The organism is Paenarthrobacter sp. NPDC058040 (genome assembly GCF_042885775.1).
Classification (GTDB): Bacteria; Actinomycetota; Actinomycetes; order Actinomycetales; family Micrococcaceae; genus Arthrobacter.
Genome location: NZ_JBHVRN010000005.1, coordinates 236580 through 249496 on the forward strand (window position 1 = coordinate 236580; position 12917 = coordinate 249496).

Annotated in this window: 8 protein-coding genes; all 8 read left to right on the top strand. The window is 63.6% G+C overall.

Translation table 11 applies throughout. The features are described 5' to 3' along the window. The first annotated feature begins 98 nt into the window (after nucleotides 1-98). The 8 genes from ilvD (at nucleotide 99) to metG (ending at nucleotide 12825) form a co-directional block, all read left to right on the top strand. Nucleotides 99-1817, top strand: coding sequence for a dihydroxy-acid dehydratase (gene ilvD / locus ACFVSJ_RS08910; RefSeq protein WP_387436011.1), 1719 nt, complete (start codon nucleotides 99-101; stop codon nucleotides 1815-1817). Between the two features lie 288 nt (nucleotides 1818-2105). Then, the gene (locus ACFVSJ_RS08915) at nucleotides 2106-4007 is read left to right on the top strand and encodes an acetolactate synthase large subunit (RefSeq protein WP_387436013.1); all 1902 of its coding nucleotides are present in this window, start codon (nucleotides 2106-2108) and stop codon (nucleotides 4005-4007) included. 2 nt (nucleotides 4008-4009) lie between these two features. After that, on the top strand, nucleotides 4010-4522 hold the full coding sequence (ilvN, locus tag ACFVSJ_RS08920) for an acetolactate synthase small subunit (RefSeq protein ID WP_387436015.1): 513 nt from the start codon (nucleotides 4010-4012) through the stop codon (nucleotides 4520-4522). Between the two features lie 60 nt (nucleotides 4523-4582). After that, nucleotides 4583-5608, top strand: coding sequence for a ketol-acid reductoisomerase (ilvC, locus tag ACFVSJ_RS08925; RefSeq protein WP_387436018.1), 1026 nt, complete (start codon nucleotides 4583-4585; stop codon nucleotides 5606-5608). A gap of 253 nt (nucleotides 5609-5861) precedes the next feature. Further along, a complete protein-coding gene (gene serA, locus ACFVSJ_RS08930) occupies nucleotides 5862-7457 on the top strand; it encodes a phosphoglycerate dehydrogenase (protein WP_387436020.1) in 1596 nt (531 codons plus the stop codon). Nucleotides 7458-7667: 210 nt separating this feature from the next. Beyond that, a complete protein-coding gene (locus ACFVSJ_RS08935; RefSeq protein ID WP_387436022.1) occupies nucleotides 7668-10478 on the top strand; it encodes an FtsX-like permease family protein in 2811 nt (936 codons plus the stop codon). Further along, nucleotides 10475-11230, top strand: coding sequence for an ABC transporter ATP-binding protein (locus ACFVSJ_RS08940; protein WP_387436025.1), 756 nt, complete (start codon nucleotides 10475-10477; stop codon nucleotides 11228-11230). Before ACFVSJ_RS08935 ends, ACFVSJ_RS08940 begins: the two co-directional genes overlap by 4 nt. Before the next feature lie 35 nt (nucleotides 11231-11265). Continuing rightward, nucleotides 11266-12825 (top strand): methionine--tRNA ligase, encoded by a 1560-nt coding sequence (gene metG / locus ACFVSJ_RS08945; RefSeq protein ID WP_387436026.1) that lies wholly within the window; start codon nucleotides 11266-11268, stop codon nucleotides 12823-12825. Nucleotides 12826-12917: the final 92 nt, after the last annotated feature.

Genomic DNA, 12917 nt, shown 5'->3' on the forward strand with positions numbered 1-12917 from the left:
CTGAAGCGGGCCAGGGAACCGCCGAAATATTCTGCCTTTTCCAATTTTCCCGCTCCGGCCCGGTCCGGGGGAGGACGGGGGCACATAGACTTTGGGGCATGAGCGAGACCACCCAGATTTCAGACAATACGCCGGACATCAAACCCCGCAGCCGGGTTGTCACTGACGGCATTCACGCCGCTCCCGCACGCGGAATGTTCCGCGCAGTGGGCATGGGCGACGACGATTTTGCAAAGCCGCAAATCGGCGTCGCGAGTTCCTGGAATGAAATCACCCCGTGCAACCTCTCCCTGAACCGCCTGGCCCAGGGCGCCAAGGAGGGCGTGCACGCCGGTGGCGGCTTCCCCATGCAATTCGGCACCATTTCCGTCTCGGACGGAATTTCCATGGGCCACGAGGGCATGCATTTTTCCCTGGTTTCCCGCGAAGTCATTGCAGACTCCGTGGAAACCGTGATGCAGGCAGAACGCATTGACGGTTCGGTTTTGCTGGCCGGTTGCGACAAGTCGCTTCCGGGCATGCTCATGGCAGCCGCCCGGCTCGACCTCGCGAGCGTCTTCCTTTATGCCGGTTCCATCATGCCGGGCTGGGTGAAACTCGAAGACGGATCGGAAAAAGAGGTCACGCTCATCGATGCTTTCGAGGCCGTTGGTGCATGCGCCGCCGGCAAGATGAGCCGGGAGGACCTGGACCGTATCGAGAAAGCCATCTGTCCCGGTGAAGGCGCCTGCGGCGGCATGTACACCGCCAACACCATGGCGTGCATCGGCGAGGCATTGGGCATGTCCCTTCCCGGTTCCGCCGCGCCTCCTTCGGCAGACCGCCGTCGTGATGATTTTGCGCGCAAGTCCGGCGAGGCCGTGGTCAACCTGCTCCGCAAGGGCATCACCGCCCGGGACATCATGACCAAGGAGGCGTTCGAGAACGCGATCGCCGTGACCATGGCCTTTGGCGGGTCCACCAACGCGGTGCTCCACCTCCTGGCGATCGCCCGCGAAGCCAACGTCGAGCTGACTCTGGACGACTTCAACCGCATCGGGGACAAGATCCCGCACTTGGGCGACCTCAAGCCGTTCGGCCGTTACGTCATGACCGACGTCGACAGGATCGGCGGCGTGCCGGTCATCATGAAGGCACTGCTCGACGCCGGCCTGCTGCATGGCGACTGCCTCACCGTCACGGGAAAGACCCTCGCTGAGAACCTCGCGTCCATCAACCCGCCGGACCTGGACGGCAAGATCCTCCGCGCGCTGGACAACCCGATCCACAAGACCGGCGGCATCACCATCCTTCACGGTTCCATGGCTCCGGAAGGTGCCGTGGTGAAGACTGCCGGCTTCGATGCCGACGTCTTCGAGGGCACCGCCCGCGTTTTCGAACGGGAGCAGGGTGCCCTGGATGCCCTGGACAATGGCGAGATCCAGAAGGGCGATGTGGTGGTGATCCGGTACGAAGGACCCAAGGGCGGCCCCGGCATGCGCGAAATGCTCGCGATCACCGGCGCCATCAAGGGTGCCGGGCTGGGCAAGGATGTCCTGCTCCTCACTGATGGTCGATTCTCCGGCGGTACCACCGGTTTGTGCATCGGCCACGTCGCGCCAGAAGCGGTCGACGGCGGTCCCATTGCCTTCGTGAAGGACGGCGACCGCATTCGTGTGGACATCGCAGCCAGGTCCTTCGATCTCCTGGTGGATGATGCCGAACTCGAGGCCCGCAAGGCGGGCTGGGAACCGCTGCCCGCCAAGTTCACCAAGGGCGTCCTGGCCAAGTATGCCAAGCTGGTGCACAGCGCCTCCACGGGCGCATACTGCGGCTAGCAATCCGGTACGGACTCCGCCCGTTCCGTCCGGGCGGAGTCCGGCACTTGGACACCGCTGTCCAAATAGTGGGATACGATGGTGCTCGATTGACACGTATCTCACTTAGAGGGAACACTGAACGCATGATTTCATTCGTTACCGTCGGCGTCGTCGTCCTTACCAAGCGCGTGGCTTAGCCCGACTGGTAACGAACTGTCACGCGCAAACCCCTCGAAGAGCCGGAAGGCTGAGGGGTTTTTTTATTTCCAAGACCCATCAATTGAAGATCCACTAAGGAAGAGTCCGATGAGCAAAGGATCGCCGATCAGCCCCTCGCTGATGGCTGCAAAGTCCGCTGGAGCCCCAAAGGCTCCGGAAAAGGTCGACCGTGCGGCTGACACCGTCGTCGACACTGCTGCACCTCTCTCTCCTGTACTTGGGCCGAACAACGTTGTACCCCCAACGGTGATGACCGGCTCGCAAGCAATTGTCCGTTCGCTCGAAGAACTCGGCGTGGACGATATTTTCGGTTTGCCCGGTGGCGCGATCCTGCCCACCTACGACCCCTTGATGGCCTCCAGCATGAATCACATCCTGGTCCGTCACGAACAGGGAGCCGGCCACGCCGCGCAAGGCTACGCCATGGTCACCGGACGGGTTGGCGTTTGCATCGCCACCTCGGGTCCCGGTGCCACCAACCTCGTCACCGCCATCATGGATGCCCACATGGACTCCGTGCCGATGGTGGCCATCACCGGCCAGGTATCCAGTGGAGTCATCGGCACCGATGCCTTCCAGGAAGCCGACATCGTGGGCATCACCATGCCCATCACCAAGCACTCGTTCCTGGTGACCGACCCCAACGACATTCCGCACGTCATGGCCGAGGCATTCCACCTCGCCAGCACGGGCCGTCCCGGACCCGTGCTGGTGGACATCGCCAAGGACGCCCAGGTTGGCCAGATGACGTTCTCCTGGCCACCGAAGATCGACCTGCCCGGCTACCGCCCGGTGGTCCGTGGCCACAACAAGCAGGTCCGCGAAGCCGCCAAGCTGATCGCCGCGTCCAGCAAGCCCGTCCTCTACGTGGGCGGCGGCGTGGTCAAGGGCCACGCTTCTGCCGAATTGATGGAGCTGGCGCTGGCTACCGGCGCCCCTGTGGTCACCACCCTGATGGCCCGCGGCGCGTTCCCGGACTCCCACCCGCAGCACGTCGGCATGCCCGGCATGCACGGCTCTGTTTCAGCCGTCACCGCGTTGCAGCAGGCTGACCTGCTCATCACCCTCGGTGCCCGGTTCGATGACCGCGTGACGGGCGTCCTGAAGACGTTCGCCCCGTTCGCGAAGGTGATCCATGCGGACATCGACCCCGCGGAGATCTCCAAGAACCGTACGGCGGACGTGCCGATCGTTGGCTCCGTCAAGGAAATCATTCCGGAGCTCACCGAAGCCGTGAAGGCCCAGTTCGAGCAGAGCGGTACGCCGGACCTTGATTCGTGGTGGTCCTTCCTGGGCAACCTGCGCGATACCTACCCCTTGGGTTGGACCGAGCCGGAAGACGGCCTGAGCGCTCCGCAGCGGGTGCTCAAGCGCATCGGTGAACTCACCGGTCCGGAAGGCATCTACGTGGCCGGCGTGGGCCAGCACCAGATGTGGGCGGCGCAGTTCATCAAGTACGAGCGCCCGCACGCCTGGCTGAACTCCGGAGGCGCTGGAACCATGGGATACTCGGTTCCGGCAGCGATGGGCGCCAAGGTGGGCGAACCGGACCGCGTGGTCTGGGCCATCGACGGCGACGGCTGCTTCCAGATGACCAACCAGGAATTGGCCACCTGCGCCATCAACAACATTCCGATCAAGGTTGCCATCATCAACAACTCTTCGCTGGGCATGGTCCGCCAATGGCAGACCCTGTTCTACGAAGGCCGCTACTCCAACACGGACCTGAACACCGGCCACGACACCATCCGCATTCCGGACTTCGTCAAGCTGGCAGATGCCTACGGTTGCGCCGCGCTGCGCTGTGAACGCGACGAAGACATCGACGCCACCATCCAGAAGGCCCTCGAAATCAACGACCGCCCCGTGGTGATCGACTTCGTGGTGAGCCCCAACTCGATGGTGTGGCCCATGGTTCCCGCCGGCGTCAGCAATGACCAGATCCAAGTTGCCCGCAACCTGACCCCGGAATGGGAAGAGGAGGACTAAGCATGAGCCGCCACACATTGTCCGTTCTGGTGGAAGACAAGCCCGGCGTTTTGACCCGCGTGGCCAGCCTCTTCGCCCGGCGTGCATTCAACATCAACTCCCTCGCCGTCGGACCCACCGAGGTCTCCGGCATGTCCCGCATGACGGTCGTCGTCGACGCCGACGGCGACCTGATCGAGCAGGTCACCAAGCAGCTCAACAAGTTGGTCAACGTGATCAAGATTGTTGAACTGACTTCCGAATCTTCCGTACAACGCGACCACATCCTGGTCAAGGTACGTGCGGATGCCGCGACACGTCTGCAGGTTACCCAGGCTGCAGACCTGTTCCGCGCAGCTGTTGTCGACGTGTCCACAGACTCGTTGGTGATTGAGGCAACCGGTACCCCGGAGAAGCTCGCAGCACTGCTTTCAGTGCTTGAGCCGTTCGGCATCCGTGAAATTGTGCAGTCCGGCACCTTGGCCGTTGGACGGGGATCCCGCTCCATGAGTGACAGGGCGCTTCGCTCCGCCTGAGCGCCCAGTACCGCAGCACCACATCAATATCGAGAAATCCACTCAAGAGGAGTTACGCAAGTGACTGAAATGTTCTACGACGACGACGCAGACCTGTCGATCATCCAGGGTCGCAAGGTCGCCATTGTCGGCTATGGCTCCCAGGGCCACGCCCACGCGCTCAACCTGCGCGATTCCGGCGTCGAGGTTGTCATCGCGCTCAAGGACGGCTCGAAGTCGACCGCCAAGGCACAGGATGCAGGCTTCACCGTCAAGAACGTCGCCGACGCCGCCGAATGGGCCGACGTCATCATGATCCTCGCGCCGGACCAGCACCAGCGCTCGATCTACAACGACTCCATCAAGGACAAGCTGACCGAAGGCAAGGCACTGGCCTTCGCCCACGGCTTCAACATCCGCTTCGGCTACATCGAGGCTCCGGCCGGCGTCGACGTCATCCTGATCGCTCCGAAGGCGCCGGGCCACACCGTCCGCCGCGAGTTCGAAGCCGGCCGAGGCATCCCGGACATCATCGCCGTCGAGCAGGACGCTTCCGGTTCCGCTTGGGACCTGGCCAAGTCTTACGCCAAGGCCATCGGCGGCACCCGCGCCGGCGTCATCAAGACCACCTTCACCGAAGAGACCGAAACCGACCTGTTCGGCGAGCAGTCCGTCCTCTGCGGTGGCGTTTCCCAACTGGTCCAGTACGGCTTCGAAACCCTGACCGAAGCCGGCTACCAGCCGCAGATCGCCTACTTCGAGGTCCTCCACGAGCTCAAGCTCATTGTCGACCTCATGTGGGAGGGCGGCATCGCCAAGCAGCGTTGGAGCGTCTCCGACACCGCTGAGTACGGTGACTACGTCTCTGGCCCGCGCGTCATCACCCCCGAGGTGAAGGAAAACATGAAGGCCGTCCTGGCCGACATCCAGTCCGGTGCTTTCGCCAAGCGCTTCATCGACGACCAGGACAACGGCGGCGTCGAATTCAAGGAACTGCGTGCCAAGGCAGAGCAGCACCCGATCGAGGGCGTTGGCCGCGAGCTGCGTTCCCTCTTCTCCTGGCAGCAGCAGGACGAGGACTACGTCGAAGGCTCGGCTGCACGCTGATTCTTCCCCACCAATGCCCGTCCGGCTCTTTCACGCCGGGCGGGCATTGCCTGTTTTACCTGCCCTCCGGCTCCCAACGGAGGGTTGTGAACTTGTTCACAACGGGCCCGGCCGGGCCGTAACATCCCCAACCGGGCACCGGCTTAGCGGCCCCCATTAGATATTCTGGGCAGGTCCCGGCGTCGTGCCCGGGCCACGCATCCGCTCCTTGTCCAGTACTGTTCCCAAGTTGTCCAAAGTAAGGTGCCACCCCGTGTCAGCCACCAAACCCGTCGTCCTCCTCGCCGAGGAACTTTCGCCCGCCACAGTCGAGGCATTGGGCCCGGATTTCGAGATCCGCCAGACCGACGGCGCCGACCGCTCCCAGCTGCTGTCCGCCATTGCCGACGTCGATGCCATCCTGGTCCGTTCGGCTACCCAGGTTGATGCCGAAGCCATCGCCGCAGCGAAGAACCTCAAGGTCATCGCCCGTGCAGGCGTGGGGCTGGACAACGTGGATATCAAGTCCGCCACCCAGGCCGGTGTCATGGTGGTCAACGCTCCCACGTCCAACATCGTCTCCGCCGCTGAACTGACGGTGGGCCATATCCTCAGCCTGGCCCGCCACATCCCGCAGGCAAGCTCCGCGCTCAAGAACGGCGAGTGGAAGCGTTCCAAGTACACGGGCATCGAACTTTTCGAAAAGAAGATCGGCATCATCGGCCTGGGCCGCATCGGTGCGCTCGTGGCTGCCCGCCTGCAGGGCTTCGACACCGAGATCCTCGCCTATGATCCCTACATCACGGCGGCCCGCGCGGCGCAGCTCGGAGTCAAGCTTGTCACCCTGGACGAGCTCCTGGAGAACGCCGACTTCATTACCATCCACATGCCCAAGACCCCCGAGACGGTGGGCATGCTGGGCGCTGACGCGTTCCGCAAGATGAAGGAATCCGCCTACGTGATCAACGTGGCCCGTGGCGGCCTGGTTGATGAGGAAGCCCTCTACACTGCCCTGAAGGAAGGCCAGATCGCCGGCGCCGGCGTCGACGTCTTCGTCAAGGAACCCAGCACGGACCTGCCGTTCTTCGAACTCGACAACGTTGTGGTCACCCCCCACCTCGGCGCGTCCACCGACGAAGCACAGGAAAAGGCCGGGGTTTCGGTCGCCAAGTCGGTCCGCCTCGCCCTCGCCGGCGAACTGGTTCCGGACGCCGTGAACGTCGCAGGCGGCGTCATCGCCAGCGACATCCGCCCGGGCATTCCGCTGATCGAAAAGCTCGGCCGGATCTTCACCGCCCTGACGCACGCATCCCTGACCCAGATCGACGTCGAAGTCGCCGGAGAAATCGCCGCGCTGGACGTCAAGGTGCTGGAACTGGCGGCCCTCAAGGGTGTCTTCGCCGACGTTGTCACCGAACAGGTGTCCTACGTCAACGCCCCGGTTATCGCCGAGCAGCGCGGCATTAACACCCGCCTGATCACCACCCCCGACGCCGAGGACTACCGCAACGTCCTGACCATCCGTGGTGCGCTCAGCGATGGCTCCCAGATCTCCGTGGCAGGTACTCTGACCGGTCCCAAGCAGGTGGAGAAGCTGGTTGGCGTCAACGGGTACGACGTGGAAATCCCCATCAGCGAGCACTTGGTTGTTGTGGCCTACGCGGACCGCCCCGGCGTCATCGGCACCATCGGCCACATCCTGGGCATGAACAACATCAACATCGGCGGCATGCAGGTTGCCCGGCAGACCGAAGGTGGCCAGGTCCTGGCCCTCCTGACCATCGACAGCTCCGTACCGCAGCAGGTCCTTGAGGCCATCAAGGCGGGCATCGGAGCGGACATGGTCCGGGAAGTAGACCTGGAGGACTAGGGAGTCATCCTATCCGCTGATTTTGGCGTGCCGGAGACACACCTCTGACACGCTTGCGTGGCCGGTCTGCTTACAATGGCTGGGTCCGGAATTCGGACCCGGCAGCAGGCCGGCCACTACTTTTTGCACATAGCGCCCGGGATTCCTTTGTGTTTTCGAGGGGTCACGGTCCATGTGTGCGCGCCCGCAATCAAGGTCTCAGGGAGCCCAATGAACGCCGTCCAAAGGTTCATCAGAAGCCGTGTGCTGCTGCTGACCGCGGCCATTTTGATCGTCGCGATGTGCTTGTCCGTCCTCGTCCAGAGCCAGTCGCAGGCGGCTCTGAACAGGACTGTGGATGAGAACTCGCGCGGTCTGTACGACATCCTGGTCCAGGCCAAGCCTGACCAGTCGAAGGACGGCGAAGGTGGTGCGCTGATCCAGCCGGAAATCGCCAATGGCCAGGGCGGCATCAGCTTCGAGCAGCTGGATAAGATCCGGGCCATGGGGCAGACCTCCGTGGCTGCTCCGATCAGCCTGGTGTCCCGCGTCTCGCAGAACCTTGAGGCGCCCCGGCTGAATGCCATGGACTACCTTGGCTACAACGCCGGACTCGCCGGAGCCGTCACGGCGGGCGACCCGTCCGCCATGGACTCAAGCAAATGGCCTGCAGCTGAATCCGTGTTGTCCGATTCGCCGAAGAAGTACCGCCTGACGGCCACTGCCACAAGCTCCGATGGCGTTAACCAGCAGACGTTGTTCAAGACCAGCGCCGAAGGCACCCTGGGCAAGGGCCGCCTGGTACAGGAACAGGCCACCGGTGGCTCCAACGTCCGGATCGCCGGACCGGATGGCGAAACGGGCATCAAGTTCCCCGCCCCCGCACTGGGCTCGGAGCACAACCTCTTCAACCTCTCCGTGGCGCTCCCGCTGGCACCTGAGGTGACAGAGTCCGTCGTCGCCGTCGACCCTGCCTCGGAACGGGCCCTCCTGGGCACCGCGGGCGACTTCCTCGCGCCACTGGAGAAGGCCCCGCCGGCGGATGCCCGCAATGCAGGTGCGATCGGCCGCCACTTTGAAAGCCTCTTCACCACGGGCCTGAGCATGCAGCAGCTGGAGGAAGGGCCTGATTTCCTCGGCGTCAAGCTCAAGTACTGGGCTCCGCTCATGACCCAATACCAGCAGGCCAAGCGCGATGGCATCCTGACGAACGATTCCCAGGCAATCCCGCTGATCGTCCGCTCCGGAACGTCCCTGGACCTGCAGTACTCGGTCAAGATCGAGGAAATCGACTCGTCCGGCAAGGTGGTCAAGGACGTCGGAACCGTTTCCCGATCGCTGGACAAGGACTACCTGCCGTTCGTCTCCAAGTCGCCGTTCGCGCTCGAATGGCCGGGCTCAACCGACCATAGCCAGCTTCTCGGCAGCACTGCCTCCTTCGGCCAGGGCCTCTACAACCCGGCAACATGGAGCACGGCCTTCGCCGCGGCTCCGAAGTACAAGGACGGCGATCAGGCCGCCAACGGCGCATCGGACAAATCGGCGACGCCGGGGGACTGGGTAACGGTCAACCGACTGCCCGAGAAGTCCTCGTTCGGCGCAGCCGTGGACCAGACCCAGCGCAAGCCCGTCGACGAGCGCTCCTACCGGGAAGACCTCGCCACCGGCAAGAAGCCCGCCACGCCGATGCCCATGGTGTACGGGACCTTCAACCCCGCCGACGTCCAGGCAGCCGCAGGCGACGTCAACAAGCTGCCGCTCGGTGGCTACGACCCCGCGCCCATGACACTGAGCAAGGACGCCCAGGGCAAGGACGTGGACGGCACGCAGCTGAAGCCTTCCCTGAGCGCCACCGGCCTGGTGAGCCAGTCCGCCGGTGCGATCACTGACTACTACGGCCTTGCCGCCGCCCGCGGGTACGACTCCAATGCGAACGTCATCGACGCCATCCGCGTCCGTGCCAACGCTACGGGCAACTGGAAGCAGGCCCAGCCCGAGGTGGAGAAGCTCGCTGCCCAGATCCGCGGGCTCGGACTTGAAGCCACCGTAGTGGCAGGTTCGGCCCGGGAAGACGCCAACATCTTCGTTCCCGGCTACAGCAAGGACGACTCCGGCAAGGAAGCCCCGCTGGGCACCGTCCAGCAGTCATGGGTCCGCCAGGACGCTGCCGACGCGGTGTCAGGCTCCTTGACGGGAACCAACGTCACGCTTCTCTTCCTGACGTTGCTCGGTGCCACGCTGCTGACAGGTGCATCGACGGTCAGCTACATCCGGCAGCGCCGGAGCGAAGCGGGCATCCTGAGGGCCATGGGTTGGACGCAGAAGCGCATCCGTTCCTGGGTCCTTGAGGAATTCGCGGTGGGAGCGGCTGCCTTGGCTGCGGCCGGGATCATCCTGAGCCTGCTCAGCTGGAACCTCGCCACCGTGATCGTCTCTATCACCATGCTGATCATTTATGCGGGTGCTGCGTTCCTGGCTGCCCAGCAACTGCGGCACCGCGTAGTGGTGGACCAGGAACCGCAGCACGACGAACGCCTCGTTTCCGTGGACTCGCCTCTGACGTTCGCCAACCGGCAGCTGACCACCAACCGCTTCAACTCGATCTCGCTGGCCGTGGCCGTGGGCGTTTTCGGTGCCGCTGTTGGCGCGCTGATCGCCTTGCTGATCGATATCCCGCGCGCCGCCGGCGCCAGCGCACTGAGTGGCCTGGCTGCTGCGAGCGTGGCCTTGCCGAGCGTGATCCTCGCCGTCTTCGGCGTGCTGGTTGGTCTGTTGCTGACCCTTGTGACCGGGCGCTTCGAGCTTCATGCCAAGCGCGAGTACCTTGGTACCCTCCGCGCCATGGGATGGAACCCGGACATGCTGGGTCAGGTTCGCTTCTTTGAAAATGCCCTTGTTGGCACCGTGGCTCTTCCCCTGGGCGTCCTCGGCGCCTTGGGACTGGGGCTGCTCCTTGCACCCTACGCGGCTCTCTGGGCCGGGCTGGCCGGTCTGCTGGCCGTAATTTGCTGGATTCCGATTGCAACGAAAGTAGTCAAATGACTGAGACTCCCAACCCCGAGCTGACGGCGACCCCGGAATCCACGGACGAGTCGCTGCAGACCCGTGCCAACACGATCGTGAAGGCCGCCGACCACGCAACTCCCTTGGAGCTGAGCCGGGTCACCATCCACTACGGTGGCGACAAGGGCGGCGCCGAGGAAGTCGACGTCGTCGATGACTTCAACCTCACGCTGCACGCCGGTGAGATGCACTGCATCGCCGGCCGAAGCGGCTCCGGCAAGACCAGTATCCTGACCGTGAGCGCCGGACTGACGCTCCCGACGTCGGGCAAGGTCTTTTGGGAGGGCCAGTCGCTGGAGGCGATGGGCGACGACGAGATCGCCGACCGCCGTCGGGCGCTCATCGGCTATGTGGACCAGGGCGGTGCCCTGATCGACGGCATGAGCGCGCTGGAGAACGTGTTGCTTCCGGCCGTGCCGGATGGCGAGGTTGAGCAGCGGACCGAAATGGCCAAGGACCTCCTGGACCTCGTGGGCCTGGGTCGCCGCATGCGCCACCGCCCTGCCCAGCTCTCCGGAGGTGAGCGCCAGCGTGTGGCAATTGCCCGGGCCCTGATCCTTGGCACGCGCGTCCTGGTGGTCGATGAGCCTACGGCAAGCCTTGACCGCGCTGCGGCCAACCGCATCATCGGAATCCTGAAGGACACCACGAGCGACGGCATCGCGGTACTCGTAGCGTCACACGACCATGAACTGGTCCGGCTCAGCGATACGCTGACCGAGCTCAACTAGCTTCTCCACACCGAAAATAAAGGTAACTTCTTAGAGTGACGTCTGCAGAGAAATCCCCGTTCTACATCACCACGGCCATCAGCTACCCCAACGGCGTGCCGCACATCGGGCATGCCTACGAGGTCATCGCAACGGATGCCATGGCGCGGTTCAAGCGCCTCGACGGCCATGAGGTGTTCTTCATGACCGGAACGGATGAGCACGGGCTCAAGATGCAGCAGTCCGCCGAGAAGGAGGGCATCACTGCCAAGGAGTTGGCCGACCGCAACTCGGCCGCCTTCAAGCAGATGAGCAAGGACCTGGGGATCTCCCACGACCGCTTCATCCGGACCACGGACCCGGACCACTATGCGGCGTCGCAGGCCATCTGGAAGAAGATGGAAGCCAACGGCGATATCTACCTGTCCAAGTACGAGGGCTGGTACTCCGTCCGCGACGAAGCGTATTACGTCGAGGACGACACCGTGGTGAAGGAAGACGGCCTCCGCTACTCCAAGGAAACCGACACTTTGGTGACCTGGACGGCGGAGGAAAGCTACTTCTTCAGGCTTTCCGCTTACCAGGAGAAGCTGCTGGCCCTCTACGAGGAGCAGCCCGAGTTCGGTGCTCCGCAGTCCCGCTTCAACGAGGTCATCAGCTTCGTCAAGCGTGGCCTGGAGGACTTGTCCATCAGCCGCACCACCTTCGACTGGGGTGTCCCCGTCCCGGGCGATGAGAAGCACGTCATGTATGTCTGGGTCGACGCCCTGACCAACTACCTGACAGGTACGGGCTATCCCAACGTGGAGTCCGAGTCGTTCAAGAAGTTCTGGCCGGCCGACGTCCACGTCATCGGCAAGGACATCTCCCGCTTCCACGCCATCTACTGGCCGGCCTTCCTCATGAGTGCCGGGCTGGAATTGCCCAAGCGCGTCATGATCCACGGCTTCCTGACCAACAACGGCGTCAAGATGTCCAAGTCCCTGGGCAACGTGGTGGCCCCGCAGGATTTCGTGGAGCAGTACGGGCTGGACCAGTGCCGTTTCTTCTTCCTCCGCGAAGTTCCCTTCGGTGCGGACGGCAGCTACAACCATGAAGCCATTGTTGGCCGCATGAATTCGGACCTGGCCAACAACTTCGGCAACCTGGCCCAGCGTTCGCTGTCCATGGTGGCCAAGAACTGCGAAGGCAGGGTTCCCGTTCCCGGCGACTTCACGGCAGAGGACCAGGCGCTCCTGGCCAAGGCCGGCGCGTTGCTGGAAACGGCCCGGGGCGCGTTCGAGAAGCAGGAATTCAGCCGCGCCCTTGAAGCCATTTGGACCGTGTTGGGGGACACCAACGCCTATTTCGCCGAGCAGGCACCGTGGGTGCTCCGCAAGACAGATGTGGAGCGCATGAACACCGTCCTCTACGTCACGCTGGAGGTCGTCAGGATCGTAGCGATCCTCGCCCAGCCGGTCATGCCGTCGTCGTCCGCCAAGCTGCTTGAGGTGCTCGGCCAGCCGGAAGGCGAAGCGCGGCAGTTCGCCGCGATCGCCACGCCGATCGTCGCAGGCACGGAGCTTCCCACACCCGCACCGGTGTTCCCTCGCTACGAGGAACCGGCCGAGGCGTAAGCAACGCTCTCTCACGTATCACCCCCTATACGCCAACGCTCTCTCACTTCCATCCGGTCAAACCGAAGGAAGTGAGAGAGCGTTTGCCGTTA

Bases quoted from the DNA above. Each gene is read 5' to 3' on its own strand.
- ACFVSJ_RS08940 (WP_387436025.1), top strand. From the start codon at position 10,475: ATGACTGAGACTCCCAACCCCGAGCTGACGGCGACCCCGGAATCCACG.
- ilvN (WP_387436015.1), top strand. From the start codon at position 4,010: ATGAGCCGCCACACATTGTCCGTTCTGGTGGAAGACAAGCCCGGCGTT.
- ACFVSJ_RS08935 (WP_387436022.1), top strand. From the start codon at position 7,668: ATGAACGCCGTCCAAAGGTTCATCAGAAGCCGTGTGCTGCTGCTGACC.
- ACFVSJ_RS08915 (WP_387436013.1), top strand. From the start codon at position 2,106: ATGAGCAAAGGATCGCCGATCAGCCCCTCGCTGATGGCTGCAAAGTCC.
- ilvD (WP_387436011.1), top strand. From the start codon at position 99: ATGAGCGAGACCACCCAGATTTCAGACAATACGCCGGACATCAAACCC.